Genomic DNA, 17,283 nt, shown 5'->3' on the forward strand with positions numbered 1-17,283 from the left:
TCTCCGCGTCCCCCCCCCAGTCGGTCTGCCGGCCGCCCCCCCCCGCGCCCCCCCCCCGGTTTTTGTGGGCGGGGGTCCCGGGCCCCCCCCCCCCAACACTTACCTGCGGTTGCCGCCGGCTGCGGCCCACTCGGATGGTGTCCCGCAGGGTGGTGTAGCAGGGATCAGTGCGTCACCCCTGGTCATGGGCCGGCCATCGCGTAACTCTCCGAGTAGCGAAGCTCGTTGAGAGAGGTGACGCGATGGCCTTGTCCCAGCATGACCTACTCCGGCTGATGGAGTCACTGCGTACGACGGACGGAATCGAGCTGGTCCGGGTCCTGGCCCAGCGGATCCTGCAGGAACTCATCGAGGCCGAGGCCACTTCGTTCATCGGGGCGGAGCCCGGTGAGCACACCGAGACCCGTACCAATCTGCGCAACGACCACCGCGGGAAGACGCTGACCACGCAGGCCGGGGATCTCGACCTGGCGATCCCCAAGGTCCGCACCGGCAGTTTCTTCCCCAGCCTGCTCGAACGCCGGCGCCGGATCGACCGGGCCCTGTATGCCGTCATCGTCGAGGCGTACGTCCACGGGGTGTCCACTCGCAGCGTGGACGACCTGGTCAGGGCCCTGGGAGCGGACAGCGGGATCTCCAAGAGCGAGGTCTCCCGGCTCTGCGCCGGCCTGGACACCGAGCTCACCGCTTTCCGCACCCGGCCGCTGGACCACACCCGCTTCCCCTACGTCTATCTGGACGCGACATACTGCAAGGCCCGCGTGAACCACCAGATCGTCTCCCAGGCCGTGGTCATCGCCACCGGCATCACCGAGGACGGCGGACGCGAAGTCCTCGGGCTGATGGTCGGCGACAGCGAGACCGAAGCCTTCTGGACCGAGTTTCTGCGCTCGCTGCGCGAGCGCGGCCTGTCCGGGGTCCGCCTGGTCATCGCCGACCACCACAGCGGCCTGGTCAAGGCCATCCGCAAGGTCATGCTCGGCGCCGGCTACCAGAGGTGCCGCGTTCACTTCCTGCGCAACGTCTTCGCGGTGATCCCCAAGGACGCCGCGGAGATGGTGGCCGCGACCATCCGCACGATCTTCGCCCAGCCCACCGCCACAGCCGTCCGGGCCCAGCTCGACACCGTCGCCGACATGCTCGGCCGCCAGTTCCCCAAGGTCAAGAACATGCTCCTGGAAGCGAAGGAGGACCTGACCGCTTTCGCGGACTTCCCCGACCGGCACTGGAAGAAGATCCAGTCGACCAATCCACTGGAACGGATCAACCGCGAGATCAAACGCCGGACCGACGTCGTCCAGATCTTTCCCAACCCCGATGCCCTTGAGCGCCTCACCACCGCCGTGCTCGTCGAGATGCACGACGAGTGGATCGCCTTCCCCCGCCGCTACCTCCCCGAAGGCAGCATGGACACGATCTACCCCCAAACCAAAGATCAGATCGACCTCGCGACACCATCACAGGGGACATGACCGCTACAGGTCTGCCACCACGTGCGGAGACCGCCGCTGCCCACGGCTGGGGGCTGAGACGGGCGAGGTGTTCGAATGGCCCGCACTGCTGACGGCTCCCTCAGCGGCAGCTACAACCCCGTCTCCGGATGCCAGAGATGGTCGATGATGTCAATGCCGGGAGGCCCGATGTTCTGGGGTTCATCCGTGAGGGGCGGGATCGCGCGGGTCAGGTCCAGACTCGTGGTGCGATACCGGCGGGTCATCTGCCGGGGGTAGAACCAGCGGATGGCGACGATCGGATGGGCCAGCGCGGTGGTGAGATGATCCAGCAACTCCGGATCCGCACTGCTGACTACGAGAGTGTCGAGGCACCGCTGGGCTTCGGCCAGGGCGCGGTCGGCCAGGTCCGCCACACGGTCGGCGGCTTCCTGCCATGTGGTCCCGGGCTCGCGGGCAAAGGTGTTTACGAGGTTGCCGGCGACGTCGTGTTCGACGTATCCGGAGATGAGGTCGTTGTGGGCCGCAGCGGCCAGCGCGATGAGCTGCCAGAACTCCGAGGCCGGGGCCTGGACGACCTGGCGGTGTGTGAGGCCGGGGAAAGCCCCGGCTGTGAACGCCTCGATCAACGGGAGCGCGACTGAGGTCATCCGGTCGTGGATGGCTTCTGTGATGCCGGGCCTGTAGCCGCTGGCTTCTTGCTCGGTCAGGCGGCGTTCGACAGTGACCCACTCCATGAAGCGTGTGACGACAAGACGGAGTTTGTCCGGTGTGGCGACGTCCGCAAAGTGCCGCCCGGCCTGCAGGAATGCCGCCGCGAGCGGGTCGGTGACCAGTCGCTGCACATCGGGGCTGGCCATGAGGGCGATGACGTCCTCCGCGCTTGCTCCGATCAGGCTGGAGATACCGGGCGGTTGCTGGGCGGCATCTGTGGCCGACTGCGGCTTGTCGTCGAGTCCGGCGAGGAAGAAGAACGGGGCGATGGCCAGGAGGGCGCTCATCTCGCCGACGGGATGGCAGCGCACGAACAGCTCGCTCATTTCCATGCTGTCGTAGGCGGCGGCGTACTCGGGAATCTCCCGCAGCCCGTATTCAGCGAACTGGGCATCGACCCGCTGCTTGATCTCATCTGCCTGCGGATGGCGTGGGGGCGCCGCAGGACAGTACAGGGAAGGGATGGTGTAGGGCAGGGGTGTCACGGCGGGTCTCCCGGTCGGACGGCCGCAGTAGTCGGCTGGGGCGGGTGTAGTCAGTGCTGGCGCTCGGTGAGCATGTTGGCGAGAGCGGTTATAACTCCGCGGCTGCCGCGGGAAGTGACTGCCCCATGCTCAGGGCGCGTGAAGCCTTCGCGATTGTGCGCCCCGGGAGCGAGCCCGCGCATACCTGGCCCGTGATCGGCTATACCACGCAGTGGGACGCCATCCCCACTCGGCGGCGATGTCGGGCTCGTCCTCGATCTGCTCCGGGTCCAGGTCCGGGGAACAGCACCAACGGGCACGGCCCCACCTCTTGATGGAGGCGGCCGCCGCCGCATCGTGCAGCTCCGCCAGTTCCGCGGTGGTGTGTGCGGTCTCTGCATAGGCGTTCACGACGTCGATGGCATCCGCGAGCACCGCCGGTTCCACCCGGCAGATCGGGCTGTCGGTCGCGCCCTTCAGCAGGGCTTCAACAACGGCTTCAGGCGGGCGCGGGGCCACCGAGATGGCCACCCTCATCTCCTCACCCATCCATACGGCCGTTGCCGGAAGTGGATCACGTCGTTGAGCTGAACGAGTGAACGCCGCACGCGGTACCACCGGCGGCAGCTCGTCGCCCGGCCCGGGGCGTCGAGGAAGGGGCGGGCCCGGGTGAGTCGGGATCTGGGGCTGGACGCGGTGGTCGAGCACTTCACGCTCGTCGGCGACGAGGTGGACTGGCTGCGGAACAAGAGCGGGGCCACCCGCCTGGGCTTCGCCGTCCAGCTGAAGTTCGTCCTCTTCCGCGGCCGCTTCCCCAAGACCCGCATCGAACTGCCGGCGGACGCGGTCGCGCACGTGGCCAACCAGGTCGGTGTCCCGGCTGCCGACATGGGGCTGTACGACTTCACCTCCCGCACGGCCAAGCGGCACCGCACCGAGATCCGGGAGCTGACCGGCTGGCATGAGTGCTCGGTCACCGACCAGATCAAGCTCACCTCCCACCTGGTCGACGCGATCTGGCACGACGAACGCCGCGAGGAACAAGTCCGCAGCGAACTCTTCCAGCGCATGCACCACGACCGGACCGAGCCGCCGACCCCGGACCAGGTCACGTCGATCATCCGCTCCGCGCTCCGCCAGGCCGACGAGCGGGCCGTCGCCGAGGTCGCCGCCCGCCTCGCGCAGGCCGAGGGCTGCCGACGGCGCCTGGACGCTCTGGTCTTCACCGACCTCACCGGGGCCCCCGCGGACGGCGCGGAGCCCGAGGCGGCCACAGAAGACAGCGACAGCCCTGACGAGGAGGGCGAGGACGACGTCGAGACGGTGCTGGCCGACATCAAGTCCCACCCGGGGAACGTCAGCCTGAACTCGCTGCTGGACGAGATCAAGAAGCTCAAGCAGGTCCGTGCCGTCGGTGTGCCGGAGAAGGTGTTCGCCGGGATCGGCGTGCAGGTGATCAATGCCTGGCGGGCCCGCGCGATGGCGGCCTCGCCCAGCCACTTGCGGCGCTTCGATACGGCGACGCGGCAGGTGCTCCTGGCCGCGCTGCTCTTCCAGCGGCAGCGGGAGATCACCGACACCCTGGTGGAGCTGCTGAACTCCACCGTGCACCGTATCAACGCGCGGGCGGAGAAGAAGGTCACCGAGGCGTTCGTCGCCGAGTTCACCAAGGTCAGGGGCAAAGCCGGGCTGCTGGGGAAGATCGCCGCCGCATCGCTGGGCGCCCCGGAGAGCTCGGTGCGCGAAGTCGTCTTCCCGGCGGCCGGCGGGGAGACGACCCTCAAGGACCTGGTCGCGGAGATGAAGGCCACGAACGCCGCCTTCGCCCGCTCCAAGCGCCAGGTGTTCAAGTCCTCCTACAGCAACCACTACCGCGCCGGGCTGACCAAGCTCCTGGGCGTACTGGACTTCCGCTCCTCCAACGACAAGCACAAGCCCGTCATCGAAGCCCTGGAGCTGATCGAGCGCCACAAGGACTCCTCGACCACCTACCTGCCGCTCGGCGAGACCATTCCCTGGGACGGCGTGGTCCGCAAGGACTGGATGGAGTTCGCCCTCCACACCCCCGCCAAGGGCCCACAACGCGTCCTGCGGACCGTGTATGAGGCGTGCGTCTTCCAGGCCCTGCGCGAGTGCCTGCGCTGCAAGGAGATCTGGGTCGTGGGCGCCGACAAATGGCGTAACCCGGATGAGGACCTGCCCGACGACTTCGAGCTCCGCCGGGCGGAGTACTACGAGAAGCTGAACAAGCCCCGCGACGCAGCCGTCTTCATCGACCAGCTGGGGCGCGAAATGCGCGACGCCCTCACCGCGCTGAACACGGCCCTGCCGAAGCTGCCGTGGGTGACGATCGACGGCAAGCGCCGCAGCGGGGCGATCAAGTTCACCGACCCGGAGCCGCAGAAGGAGCCGAAGAACCTCCGGCGGCTGAAGAAGGCGATCCGTAAGAAGTGGGGCACCGTCGCCCTGATCGACATCCTCAAGGAAGCCGCCCTGCGCACGGGGATGCTCAAGGCCCTCAGCCCGCCGGGCATGCGCGAGTCGATCGACGAGGCGAAGCTGCTGGAGCGGCTGCTGCTGATCGCCTACGCGTACGGAACGAACTCCGGAATCCGCTCGGTGGCCGCCGGCAAGCACGGCCACAGCGAGGAGGACCTGCGCTACACCGCCCGCCGCTACCTCACCGCCCCCCGGCCTCAAAGCCGCCGGCGTGGCCGTCGCCAACGCCACCTTCGCCGCCCGCTCCGAGGCCATCTGGGGCCAGGGCACCACCACCGTGGCCTCGGACTCCACCCACTTCAAAGCCTGGGACCGCAACATCTTCACCGAATGGCACTCCCGCTACGGCGGCCGTGGCGTGCTCGTCTACTGGCACATCGAAAAGGGCTCGATGGCCATCCACTCCCAGCTGCTGAACTGCACCGCCTCCGAGGTCGCCGCCGCCATCGAGGGCATGATGCGCCACGCCACCACCATGCAGGCCGAAGGAAACTACGTCGACTCGCACGGCCAATCGGAAATCGGGTTCGGCCTCACGAGGCTCCTGGGCTACGACCTGCTGCCGCGCATCAAGCAGATCAACAAGGTCAAGCTCTACCGGCCCGGCCGCGAGGACGAAGACACCTACGAACGCCTCCACGGCGCGATGACGCGCCCGATCCGCTGGGACGTTATTGCGAACAACTACGACCAGCTCATCAAGTACGCCACCGCCATCCGGGTCGGCACCGCCTCCACCGAGGCCATCCTGCGGCGCTTCACCCGCACCGCCTCCCACCCCGTCTACCAGGCCATGCTGGAGGTCGGCCGGGCACAGAAAACCATCTTCGTCGCCCGCTACCTGCGCAACCGCGACCTCCAGCGCGAAATCCAGGAAGGCCTCAACGTCGTCGAGGGCTGGAACGGCGCCAACGACGTCATCTTCTTCGGCAAGAGCGGCGAACTCTCCAGCAACCGCCGTGACCAGCAGGAACTCTCCGTCCTCTCCCTGCACCTGCTCCAGACGGCCCTCGTGTTCGTCAACACGCTGATGATCCAGGACCTGCTCACCGAGCCCGAATGGGCCGGGGTCCTCACCGAGGAGGACAAGCGGGCCCTCACCCCGCTGTTCTGGATGCACGTCCGCCCGTACGGCGAGGTCCAGCTGAACATGGGCCACCGGCTCCAGCTCGCGGCCTGAAGCGAGGTCAGCGAGCGCCGAGGCAGTTCGGGTCCGTACAGGACCGGGCCAGGTCACGGTCCGGTTCGCCGGCGGACCATCCAGCCACCCCGCCCGGATCGCCTGGAGACGGGTGACGCCCGAGGCCATCTCCGGCAGGTCCTCCCACAGCCTCCCGGACCAGCACCTTCGAACCGAAGGCTACTGGCGGGTCACTTGTCACCTTGTTCGCCGTTCGTTAACGGCACCCCAGGTAGCACGACCACACGAAGTCGACGTCCTCGGCGTTGGCGTCGATGGCGGAGGACCACAGCCAGATGGGTGGCGCGTCGCGGTCGCCGGGGAGGTGGTCGACCTTCAGCCAGAGCAGGGTGCCCTTGACCAGGGGAAGTTCCCCGTCGTCGTCGATCCATGCGGAGCGGTGGGTCAGCAAGGGGTGCATTCGGTCCCACGCCTGGGTCTCGGCCTTGCCGTAGCGCGCGGTGTCATTCCGGGTCAGCGTTCTGCGGGAGAAGGGCGGCCTGGCCGCGCTGTCGGCGGTGGCACGGCCGGGCCACCCGGCGAAGATCCTGGGTCCGGACGATCGTGCCGACCGGATCCGGAGAACAGCGCCGTTCTTCACTCAAGCCGCTCAGGCCGGGAGATGTGGTTGGTCGTCAGGTTCAAAGGCGGTTAATGTATTTCCGAACATGTCATCGGTCGCGCAGTCACGGTGCTCAACTGCTCCTCGTCGCGGGGCATGGCGCGAGCGCCGGTCCGGGGGATTGCCCCCTGTGGTCGCGGGCGTGCGGCCCGGCGAGTGAGTGCTTCCGTCAAGTGGCTTTAAGATTTCTTTATATTCTCTCACTGTCGTCCGCCACGTGTGCGGACCGGAAGAGAGAGACGGACCTTTGTCCATAGGTACGCCGGGGCGTAGTTCCCGGCACAGACCGAGCCCTTGGCGGGCCCGCACGGTGGTGCAGACGCTGTGCGTGGCGATGCTCGCCTCGCTCGTCACAGTGTTCGCGCCCGCGTCCGCGCGGGCGCTCGAGGCCATCGATGAGTCGGCCATCACGTTCAACATGCAGGGCGGTACCCGGTGGAACTACGTCAGGTCGAGCCTGATCAAAGACGCCGATGTCCTGGCGCTGCAGGAAGCCACAACTCCTCCCTCCGACTTCGCCAGGACTGTGGAGCTCGGTAACAACCTCAACGACCCCACGCAGACCGCGACCGGGCTTCCCAGCCTGAAGTACCGGCTCTACGCGCAGCGGTGGGGCAAGCCCGGACGAGGAACGGAGGAAGGGGTTCTGCTCTACCTGGACATCCTCGACAGGAACCTTTGGGGCGCCGGCACCAGTATCGATCCCGATGATCCAGACACGCAGGGCAACAGCCAGAAGTCCATGGCGATCTGGCTGAGGCACGCACCCCAGAACCTTGCCGACCTCAGGTCCCGTATCACGATCCTCCCCGCCCAGGACACGGGAAACAGGTGGATAAGGTCGCGTCCCGCGTTCGGTGTACAGGTCAATGGCACCTGGTACTTCGACATCCACGCGGCCTCGATCCGTTCCGGCGATACGCCCAACCCGCATGCCGTTGCCCTGATCAACACGGTCGCCCGTGCCATGCCCGGCCAACGGTGGCGGGCCCTGGGCGACTTCAACAGCCACGCGGCCTATACGCGCAATGTTTTCCCCACCACGTTCTACCCGACGGTCAACGGCGCCCCGGACGGCACCCCTGTCCCGACACAGCTGTCCGGCTTCCCGCTGGACTTCATGGTCGCGAGCGATCAGCTGTCGAACCTCGTCGTGGCCGGGAACAACCAGAACGATGGATCCGACCACTGGCCCGTGCGGTTCGCCCGTCTGAACAGTCCCACGTGCAACAGTGACTGGTCCAAACTGACGTACTACAACCAGGCCGGTGCCCGACGCGTCGCGCGTGCCGCGGGGGACGCATGCGGTTCGCCGTCCGCGGTCGTCTCCATGGGAGACAGCTACATCTCGGGTGAGGGCGGCCGGTGGGCGGGGAATGCCGCTTCCTCCGCGGCTGGTTCGGCGTGGGGCACCGACCGGGCCGCGGTGAACTGCAACGGTGACGAGACCGCCTGCGACCGCGACCTGTCGAAGGTCTACGGCGACACGTCCTACGGCAAGGGCGGTAGCGCGTGCGACCGGTCCGACTCCGCCGAGATCAAGGGGGTGAAGGTCGCGGGCGTGCCGGTGGAGAGACGGTTCAACATCGCCTGCTCGGGTGCGGTCACGGACAACATCACGACGACCGGGTTCAAGGGCCAGCGGACCCAGATCGACGACCTGCGCGACATCGCGAAGAACAACGACGTACGGTTGGTCGCGCTGTCGATCGGCGGCAACGACCTGAAGTTCTCCGACATCCTCCAGGACTGCGTCAAGGCGTACTTCTCCCCGTCCCAGTTCAACAAGGGCTGCCGCGGCGCCAAGGAGAAGGACTTCGCCGAGGCCCTCGAGCCCGTGCAGGACAAGGTCGTGCAGTCGGTCGAGGCGATCCGGAAGGTGCTGAGCGAGGCGGGTCAGGAGGAAGGCTCGTACCAGATCGTGCTGCAGTCCTACCCCAACCCGCTGCCGCGCGGCCGTGACTACCGCGACCCGGAGGACGCTCCCCTGCCGCCGGACAAGTACAGCCGGTACCTGAGCGGCGGATGCCCGTTCCTGGACGCGGACAGCGACTGGGCGAACACCTCGGTGGTGCCCCGGATCAGCGCCATGCTCCGCAGCGCCGCGAACAAGGCCGGGGTGTCCTTCCTGGATCTGCAGGACGCGTTCGCTGGGCACGAGCTGTGCAGCCGGAACGCACAGCAGGCCAACACGGCCCACAAGCTGTCCTCCCCGCTCCAGGCCGAGCACGCCGAGTGGGTGCGGTTCGTGCCGTACCTGTTCGAGGGCGTCAAGAACCTTCCGTGGCAGTCCCAGGGGCACCAGCAGGAGGCCGTCCACCCGAACTACTACGGCCAGCTGGCCCTGTCGGCCTGCCTGACCAAGGTCGCGGAGAAACTGGGCACATCCCCGGTGACGTCCGCCTGTGTGGGCAAGCCGTTCCGCTCGGGCGACTCGGTCGACACCACGGTCGACACCACCAACCAGGTGCTGAGCAAGAGCAACCGCCGCGCGCCCATGGCCGGGCTGCCCGACTGGAGCCGGGCCGGCTACCACGGAGGTGAGACGCTGCCTGGCGCCGCTTCCCGCACCACCAACGCCGCCTGCCACATCACCCCGCTCGAACTCGAGACGCGGTTCAAGGTGAAGCCCGACGACGGACAGGACGACACGGAGGGGCTGCAGAAGGCCATCGACCACATTCGCACCGCGTGCACGCCCAACGCCGCCCCGGGCAGGCTGTCGGTGATCGAGCTGCCCAAGGGCGTGCTCAACGTCAGCAAGCAGCTCTCCGTGGACGCCTCCTACCTGGTCATCCGGGGACAGGGCGCGGACCCGAAGAACGGCTCGCGGATCGTCTTCCGCCCCGATGAGAGCACCCGCTACGACACCCTGAACGAGAAGGGCGAGCGCTGGGAGCAGGCGGGGATGAGGCACGAGTGCAAGCTCAAGCTGGGCAGCTACATCGGCACCGGCGGCTGGATCTGGCCGGGTCGCGGCTTGTTCCGCGTCCAGACGCGCGAGGTCGCCGAGAAATACACCCGAGTCTGCGACTACCCCTCCAAGATCCCGGAGAACCGGCGCGACCTCTTTGAGGGCTCGATCAACCAGCACTGGGACTCGGGCGTCACGGTGTCCGGCGCCGCAGCCGACGCCAACTACGCCGCCCGCCAGGGCGACCGGGTCATCCAAGTGGATCCCCAGGCGACCATGGGCGTCTTCAAGCCGGGCGGCTACCTGTGGGTCGGCGCGGCCAACAGCCTGAAGTTCTACCAGTCGCAGGAAATTCCCGCCTCGGTGGAGGACCCCAAGATCCAAAACCTGCACATGCGCCAGCAGGTGTTCACCATCACCGCCGTGGACCCGGCCAAGCACACCGTCACGATCGACAAGCCTCTGGAGTTCGACCTCCCGGTCAACTCCACCTCCGACGGCTCTCCGCCACTGGAACTGGAGGACAAGCCCTACGCCAGCAAGGTCACCCCTCTGAAGATGATCACGGACGTGGGCTTCGAGGACTTCTCCTTCACCCAGGACATCAACGGCCTGCCCAAGCTCAAAGGCGGCACCTACCAGCTCACACCGACCGACGCCGTGAACAACTACGGCAACATGGCCCCCGAGTACGCCATGCACGGCATCGTCTTCAAATGGGCCTCCGACTCCTGGGTGCGCGGCGTCCGCGCCGACATGACCGGCTCCCACCCGGTCGTCACCGAGGTGGCCAAGAACATCCAGATCGAGCGCAACGTCTTCGACGGCGCCTGGAACAAAGGCAAGGGCGGCAACGGATACCTGCGCGGATCCCGCGTCTGGGACTCCCTCTACGCCTTCAACACCAGCCGCAACCTACGACACTTCACCTTCCAGTGGTCGGCCTCCGGCAACGTCGCCCTCGGCAACGACTTCGACTCCGACCTGAACCTGCACGGCGGCTGGGAACGCCGCAACCTCTTCGAGAACAACACCGTCCGTGTTCCCTACGACCACCGTTCCGGCAAGTGCACCGCCAACTGCGGTGGTGAGGGCGGGGCCGGCGACAAGGGCACCTGGTGGCCCATCTACTGGACCGCCGGCGCCAAGGGCATCGGCTGGTCCGGCGCCACCGGACCGCAGAACATCTTCTTCCGCAACAACCTGATCAAACAAGCCAAGGCCGGAGGCCCCTTCGAGCCCTACCAGCCCTACACCGACACCTCCAGGGTGTACCAGTTCGGCTCCGCCGCCGGCGACCCGAGCATCTTCCAGCACCTGAAGGGAGCGGCCGGCCCCATCCAGGACTGGGCGGACAACGAACGCGGCGACTACACCCGGGGCGACGGCGTCAACGCCTCCCGCACCGATTCCGGCACCTCCCTGTTCCTGCGCGACTACTCCTCCTGAACCACCCCCGGGCCCCCACCGGGCAGCCCGGACACACCACGGTCCCCCGGGGACCACAGCGCGGCGCACGGTCCCATCCGTGCGCCGCGCACCCGTATCCGATAGGTGGGTGGCGTGCCGGTCTCAGAGGGCGACCGGATCCGCAGCCTCACCGTCAAGCAGCCATGGGCGACCTGCATCCTGGCGGGAGCCAAGACGGTCAAGAACCGCCCCCGGGCTTGGTTCTGGCACGGCTGGATGCTCCTGCACGCAGGCAAGTAGATCGACCAGCCCGCCCTGCGCCAGCCGCTGATCGCCCGCACGATCCGCGGCCGCGACCTGCCGACCAGCACCGTGATCGGCGTCGCCCGGCTGACCAACTGCCACCAGAACCTGGACGGCGCGCCACCCCGCACCGAGTGGGCGCAGCCCGGCCTTTGGCACCTGGAGCTCGCCGACGTCCAAGCCCTCGCCCTGCCGATCCCCGCACGCGGACAGCTCGGGCCCTGGAAGCCCACCGGGGACCTGGCCGCACAGGACCTCCAGCAGCTACCCGGCCTGCGGCCGGGACCACTCGCCTGGAGACCCCATGAACAGCACCCAGCGCGACGTCGACCACGCCCTCACCTACCCGGAACCGCCGGCCTCACCGCTCTGGCACCGCCACGGACCCAAGGCCCGGCCGATCACACCCGGTCAGCAGCAGCGCAACTGAGAGCTCCTGCTCCGCGCGCAGTACACCCCCCGACCCCGCTCCCCACGCACCGCCAAGGCCCGGACGGAGACCCGATGATGGCCAGCCCGCAGACCCACCTCGCCATAGACGGCTACGTCGACGCGATCCCGGCACCCGGCGCCAGCTGGGGCACCGCCACGTTCGACCTCATCCACTCCCCCACCGACGCAGACCGGATCGCCCCCGACACCCCGGACACCGTGTACGCCTGCACCACCGCCGACCCGCGCATCACCGCCGTGCTCCTGCGCGAGATCCAGCCAGGCGACCTCCTCCGCGTCACCGGCACCGGCCTCCAGCCCACCACCGAGGGCGCCCCGGCCCGGCTCACCGTCGACACCCTGGAGGTCCTGGACACCGCCCCGCTCCCCGTTATTGGTAACCCCGGCTATCGGAACCTGAGGAATAGCTTGGCTCCCTAGCCTCGATCTTTCGTGATGGGCCGCTGACGGAGTCGAGCCGGGTCTGATCGGTCAGGGCGAGCATGGGCATCCAGGCCAGCAGGTCGAGGGCGATCTGGACGATCTCCAACCGGATGCCGTTCTGCGCGGTGTCGTGCAGGGGCAGGTTCCGCAGTCCGGTCGCACGCGCGGCCGGGATCCGGTCCTCCGCGCGGGCCCGCAGCCGGTGGCGGAGTTCGAGTTGGGCGATGGGCCGGTTGAGTGTGTTGGTGGCGAAGCAGGTGATCCGCATGCCGTCAGCGTCCGCGATCCTCAACTGGGCTCCGGGATGGGGCCGTTCCTTGCGGACGATCAACCGAATGCCCTGCGGCCAGCCGTCGAGCAGGTCGCCGGTGAGTTCGGCGACCCAGGCCCCATCACGGACCTCGCCGTCCGACTCGACCGCAGGTGTCCAGGCCGATGCCGGGATCTTCAGAACGTGCTCGTGGATGGCCTCGGTGATCACCATGCCGACCGAGTAGGACAGCCAGCGTCCGCGCTGGGCGAGCCAGGCCACGAACTCGTGGGTGCCGCCCGCGGAATCCCTTCCGCCTCCGCCGCTGGCCCTGGACGTCGTCGAGGCATGGCGTCCGTACCGTGTCCTCCTCACCGGCCCGGACCGTGTCGGTTTCCCCGCCCCGAACCCCTTTCGCCGGTTCAGGCCGCCGGATGTCGAGCCGATCGAATAGTTCGCACGGCGCCTGCTGGTGCAGCCATGCTGGTGCCCTGCCCGGTGCCTCCCAAAGTCGCGCCTTACCCTCGTTCGATCAGAACCGCACGTCTCTGCCGCCCGTTGCTACCGTCATCGCGGACGATCACGTAAACGAGTAGGGGCGGGGAGATGCGTGCAGACAACGACGACGGGCGCGCGCCGACGGGGCACCCAATGGTCGCGATCTATCCGGGAGCCCGGGTCCCGGCCGCCAACGTCGACACCCATGCCGTGCCCGGCCCCGACGAGGTGCTCCAGGTCCACGTGACCCGGTACCCGCTGGAGCCGCCCGAGGTGATGTGGCAGGAGCCGGAGACGCTCCAGCTGCACATGATGGCCATGGTGCCCAGACCATGGGCGGAGATCGAGCCCTTGATCCCCGGCCTGGTCCACCGAAGCCCGCAGGAAGCTGAGCCAGGACCGCTTCGACCAGGAGCAGCGCGCGGAATCCGCAAGCATCGTCGTGGCCGAGGCTGGCGACAGCCCTCCGCTGCTGGCCCTGGACCGCCTGCGCGGCCGCTACCCGTACGCGCGGTGCGTTGGCACGATCGTCGACGGGCGCACCGTGCTGGTCTGGCTGACCACCGCCCGTGGCGCCAGCCAGACCGGCTACCTGGTCACCATGACCGCCGCCGACCCGCAGAATCCCGGCCCGCTCAGCCTGTACCCCTCTGCGCTGTACGGTTGGGTCCGGTGGTGGCATAACCACGCCGCCGCCCTGATTGATGAGCGGACGGTGACCGTTGCCGAGTTGCCGCCCCCGCCGCTGGCCTTGGATGTAGTGGAGGCGTGGTGTCCGTACAGGATTGAGCTCACCGGCCACGACCGCATGACCTTCCCCGACGTGCCCCTCTCTCCACGGCTTCCCGTCGACCCTGACGGGCCCGAATTTCGCTGACCTTTGGCGGAGCAGACTGCACCAGGGCGTGCCCTGTGGAGGGCATGCCTGCCCTCGGAAACGTGGCACTCCTCCGGGTCAGGAATGTTCGTTCCCCTCGACGCGGAGGAGCAGCAGATCGAAGACGGGGCCGTCGGGGGTGTTGCGGTACGGGCCGACGTAGCGGTAGCCGAGACGGGCGTACAGGTCCTTGCCGCGTTCGTTGGAGGGGAGGGCGAGCAGGGAGGACCAGCGGGGGTTGATGGCCTTCAATAGCTCGGCGTGGATCTGGGAGCCGATGCCTTGGGACTGCCATGGTGAGCGGACGGCCAGTTCGCACAGGCCCATGAGGCGCTCGGTGCGGGCTCCGTCGGGGACGCGGTCCACGAGGTCGGGGCCGAACCAGTAGCGGGCGTTGCAGGGGAAGGCGTAGCCGAATCCGGCTGGTGTGCCGCCGATGTAGGCGGCGACGAGGGTGAAGCCTGGGTGTTTGAGGTGGCTGGTGATCTGGCGGCGGAGTGCGGGTACGGACAGGCCGGCGGCGGTGGCGCCGGGGTTGTCGACGAGTTCGGGGTGGGCGTCGGCCCAGATGTCGGCGACGACGTCGAGCAGTGGGGGGACTTGGCCGGGGCCGTAGGTGCGCAGGACCACGTCGGTGCTGGTGCTCAAGCCGTCTCCTTGTCAGCCGGTGCCGGTGGTGGTGCGGTACTCCTCCAGCCAGTCGGCGACCGCGGGGACGCCGTTGTGCCGTTGCAGGGCGCTTTCGACGTTGTGCAGCGATTGCAGCAGGCGGTCGGAGCGCACGTCGGGGAGGTACGCGAGGACGCGGCCGGCGGCCTCGGCGGCTGCTTCCGGTTCCGGTCGGCCCCTGATGGCATGTTGGATGGCGACGTCGGCTTGGTACAAGGCCCGGTTTCGGGCGAACTGATCTCCGTGCAGCAGGACGGCCTGCTCGGCTCCGGCGGCAGCGCTTTCGTGCTGGCCCAGGTCGGCGCGGGCGAGTGCTTCGAGGCCGGCCAGTTCGGCGGGGGTGAAGAACTCCAGCCACGCGGGGTCGGTGTCGCGGGGGCCTTTGGCATGGAGGGTGTGAGCGCGCACGATCGCCCGGTCGGTGGCGGAGGCGTCGCCCATGAGGGCCCATCCGCCGGCCTCGCGCATCGCGAACAGGGCGAGCATCCGCGGGGAGCCGTGGCCGTGCGCGGCTTTCTGGGCGCCTTGGGCGGCGGAGATCGCCTCGCGGGGTCGGCCGGAGGACTTGGCGAGGAGTGCCAGGCATCCGAAGGCATGGGCTTCGAGGGCGGGGTCGTCTGCGAGGCGGGCGGCGGCCAGGGCCTCGCCGTACAGGGAGCGGGCGTCGGCGGCGCGGCCGGAGTCGTACGACAGCCAGCCGGCGGCGATGGACAGATGGCCCGTCGCCGCCCGCAGGCGGCGGCCGGTCTTCTCCGTGTACCGGCCTTCCTGCAGCCACTGGTAGGCGGTGTGCAGGGCCTGGCCGGCGTCGCGGCGCAGGGTGGCGGAGCCGTGGTCGTGATCGTGGGCGTACAGGGTGGTGACGGCCTGGTCGACGGCGCGTATGTCGCGGACCCCTATCCGGCCCGGGGCGGCTGACTCGGGTCGCAGGAGGATGAGGGAGAGGGCGACGCCTGCGCTGTCGGCCAGGAAGGCACGGCGGATCACGTCCTCCTCCTGGTCCGTCTCGCACGGCCGGGTCGGCCGTCGGGACTCCGGTCGGGTCGTGAGGCGGAAGCCCAGCTCCTCGGTCGTCCGCCCGGTCATCGTCGTCAGGACGCGCTGGTACGCCGCCTGGGGACAGCCGACGTCGCCGTCCTCCCATGCCGCGATCAGCCGGGCGCCGCACGCCACGTTCTCCCCCATGCGTGCGGCCGTGTCGTTGACGGCGGCGGCGAACTCGGCGCGGGACATCTGGAACGTGATCACGCGCAGCTCGCGTAAGACGGCATTGGGGGGATGGCGCTTGGCCATAGGGCGCTCCGGGGCAGCATCCGCAATGACGGGGCGCGGTGACGGTACCGCTCCCAGTCCTGGTGTGCCCGGGCTTTGGCCATGGTTCACCCCCTGGCCGGTAGTTACATCGGTTTTTCATCGCCCTGGCATCGCTTTCGCAGAGCGGTGACTGCTTGCGTGGACGCATGCACAGCACTGGCATGGCAGGGAGGCCCTGATGAACACCACGACGCGCTGGACGGCGCTCGCGGTCCCGGACGACGGCAAGCGTGAGGCGTGGGGGAGCATCCGCGACCGGGGCCGGTGGGAGGCGTGTGGGGTTCGGTGGGACGCCGTGGTCATCCATCCCCTGGTGCTGGGGCTGCGGGCCCTGGACCACCTGCGCGTGGACCCGGGGGTCGGGTGCCCCGTGCTGGCCGACCACGTCCGCGACCGGCTCTGCGTCCTGGTCACGCCCCGGTGCTTCCCCCACCAGACGCTGCCGGGCATCCGGGTGCTCTCGGATGGGATGCACCTGTCGGTGCCCACGACCAGCACGGGCGCGCCGGCCGCGGACTGGCTCTCCGCGCCCCGGGTGGAGGCCCCCCGCTCGTACAGGCGGACCTGCTGTTCCGCGCTTTGAAAGAGTTGACCAGCGGGCGCGGGACGGCGGTGCGGTGAGTACCGGTCACGGCGCCGGGTGGCGGGCTGTTCTCGCGATCGCGGCGCTCGGGTTCGCCGGCCCGGTTATGGTCCTTCGTCAGCAGCTTGACCGCCTCATCGGAGATGAGCCCGACGGTCGCCGCGCAATGGCCCTCGGAGTAGCCCACAGCCGTCGCCTGTACAGGTGAGCTGCGAGGACCTCTTCCAGTCGCTCGCCGTGACCAGCCATCTGATGGCCAGCGAGCACGCCATCCCCTACTACCCCGGCCGTGGCGTCGGTGAGCGTCTCCGACGCCACGGCCGGCTGATGAATACCAGGCTTCCCGCTCCAGGCCAGGGGCGGGCAGTACGGACCTGTCGGGGAATCTCCCGGGGCCCGTGGCACCACCGGTACGGGCAGTCGGCTCGCACCGTCCGATCGAGCAACAGAAGGAGAAGACCATGGAGCAGTCCAAGTCCGGCGTCGCCATCAGCTCCTCGGGGCCCGTGGAGAAGACCGAGGAGATCACCGGGGCCGTGGTGATCGCGACCGACGTGGAGGACGAGGAGTAGCCCTCTCTCGTACGTCCTGACCTGGGCGCCCCTCCCCTCACGCCGGTCGCGTTGGGCGGGGAGGGGCGCCCTTCGTACGTGACCGTC

Annotated in this window: 11 protein-coding genes and 4 pseudogenes; 9 read left to right on the plus strand and 6 right to left on the minus strand. The window is 68.6% G+C overall.

Annotated features, from left to right (window positions below):
- Positions 1–242 precede the first annotated feature (242 nt).
- Positions 243–1,472, plus strand: coding sequence for an IS256 family transposase (locus AB0E98_RS15825; RefSeq protein ID WP_361702558.1), 1,230 nt, complete (start codon positions 243–245; stop codon positions 1,470–1,472).
- A 110-nt stretch (positions 1,473–1,582) separates the two neighbouring features.
- Here the strand turns inward: AB0E98_RS15825 and AB0E98_RS15830 are convergent, their stop codons facing one another.
- Both AB0E98_RS15830 and AB0E98_RS15835 read right to left on the minus strand, forming a co-directional pair.
- Positions 1,583–2,650 (minus strand): terpene synthase family protein, encoded by a 1,068-nt coding sequence (locus AB0E98_RS15830; protein WP_361702560.1) that lies wholly within the window; start codon positions 2,648–2,650, stop codon positions 1,583–1,585.
- A gap of 129 nt (positions 2,651–2,779) precedes the next feature.
- Entirely contained in the window at positions 2,780–3,160 is a 381-nt protein-coding gene (locus AB0E98_RS15835) for a hypothetical protein (RefSeq protein WP_361702811.1), read from the minus strand.
- A gap of 138 nt (positions 3,161–3,298) precedes the next feature.
- Between AB0E98_RS15835 and AB0E98_RS15840 the strand changes: the two are divergent.
- Both AB0E98_RS15840 and AB0E98_RS15845 read left to right on the plus strand, forming a co-directional pair.
- Positions 3,299–5,305, plus strand: a pseudogene (locus AB0E98_RS15840) (DUF4158 domain-containing protein); the annotation flags it as partial.
- Positions 5,306–5,339: 34 nt separating this feature from the next.
- Positions 5,340–6,308 carry a Tn3 family transposase gene (locus tag AB0E98_RS15845; protein WP_361702561.1) on the plus strand — a complete coding sequence of 323 codons (969 nt, stop codon included), beginning with the start codon at positions 5,340–5,342 and terminating at the stop codon, positions 6,306–6,308.
- Between the two features lie 280 nt (positions 6,309–6,588).
- Here the strand turns inward: AB0E98_RS15845 and AB0E98_RS15850 are convergent.
- A pseudogene (locus tag AB0E98_RS15850) lies at positions 6,589–6,771 on the minus strand (transposase); the annotation flags it as partial.
- A 469-nt stretch (positions 6,772–7,240) separates the two neighbouring features.
- On the opposite strand from AB0E98_RS15850, the gene AB0E98_RS15855 reads away from it, so the two are divergent.
- From AB0E98_RS15855 to AB0E98_RS15870, 4 genes and pseudogenes are all read left to right on the plus strand, one after another.
- Positions 7,241–11,293 carry an endonuclease/exonuclease/phosphatase family protein gene (locus AB0E98_RS15855; protein WP_361702563.1) on the plus strand — a complete coding sequence of 1,351 codons (4,053 nt, stop codon included), beginning with the start codon at positions 7,241–7,243 and terminating at the stop codon, positions 11,291–11,293.
- Positions 11,294–11,398: 105 nt separating this feature from the next.
- A pseudogene (locus tag AB0E98_RS15860) lies at positions 11,399–11,839 on the plus strand (hypothetical protein); the annotation flags it as partial.
- 22 nt (positions 11,840–11,861) lie between these two features.
- Positions 11,862–11,987: a hypothetical protein gene (locus tag AB0E98_RS15865; protein WP_361702812.1), complete on the plus strand. Its 126-nt coding sequence runs from the start codon at positions 11,862–11,864 to the stop codon at positions 11,985–11,987.
- 77 nt (positions 11,988–12,064) lie between these two features.
- Positions 12,065–12,430 carry a hypothetical protein gene (locus tag AB0E98_RS15870; protein ID WP_361702814.1) on the plus strand — a complete coding sequence of 122 codons (366 nt, stop codon included), beginning with the start codon at positions 12,065–12,067 and terminating at the stop codon, positions 12,428–12,430.
- Positions 12,431–12,464: 34 nt separating this feature from the next.
- Here AB0E98_RS15870 and AB0E98_RS15875 read toward each other — a convergent pair.
- A pseudogene (locus AB0E98_RS15875) lies at positions 12,465–12,992 on the minus strand (transposase); the annotation flags it as partial.
- A gap of 631 nt (positions 12,993–13,623) precedes the next feature.
- Between AB0E98_RS15875 and AB0E98_RS15880 the strand changes: the two are divergent.
- Complete coding sequence (locus AB0E98_RS15880) at positions 13,624–14,058, plus strand: hypothetical protein (protein WP_361702564.1); 435 nt, start codon at positions 13,624–13,626, stop codon at positions 14,056–14,058.
- 78 nt (positions 14,059–14,136) lie between these two features.
- Here AB0E98_RS15880 and AB0E98_RS15885 read toward each other — a convergent pair whose 3' ends face one another.
- Together AB0E98_RS15885 and AB0E98_RS15890 are read right to left on the minus strand one after the other, a co-directional pair.
- The gene (locus AB0E98_RS15885) at positions 14,137–14,706 is read right to left on the minus strand and encodes a GNAT family N-acetyltransferase (protein ID WP_361702565.1); all 570 of its coding nucleotides are present in this window, start codon (positions 14,704–14,706) and stop codon (positions 14,137–14,139) included.
- A gap of 12 nt (positions 14,707–14,718) precedes the next feature.
- Entirely contained in the window at positions 14,719–16,020 is a 1,302-nt protein-coding gene (locus AB0E98_RS15890) for a hypothetical protein (RefSeq protein WP_361702567.1), read from the minus strand.
- Between the two features lie 199 nt (positions 16,021–16,219).
- Here AB0E98_RS15890 and AB0E98_RS15895 point away from each other — a divergent pair, with 199 nt between their 5' ends.
- Positions 16,220–16,624, plus strand: a complete 405-nt coding sequence (locus AB0E98_RS15895) for a hypothetical protein (RefSeq protein ID WP_361702569.1) — start codon at positions 16,220–16,222, stop codon at positions 16,622–16,624.
- Positions 16,625–17,283: the final 659 nt, after the last annotated feature.

It is taken from the genome of Streptomyces sp. NPDC037389 (genome assembly GCF_040636475.1).
In the GTDB taxonomy this organism is placed as follows: Bacteria; Actinomycetota; Actinomycetes; order Streptomycetales; family Streptomycetaceae; genus Streptomyces; species Streptomyces hesseae.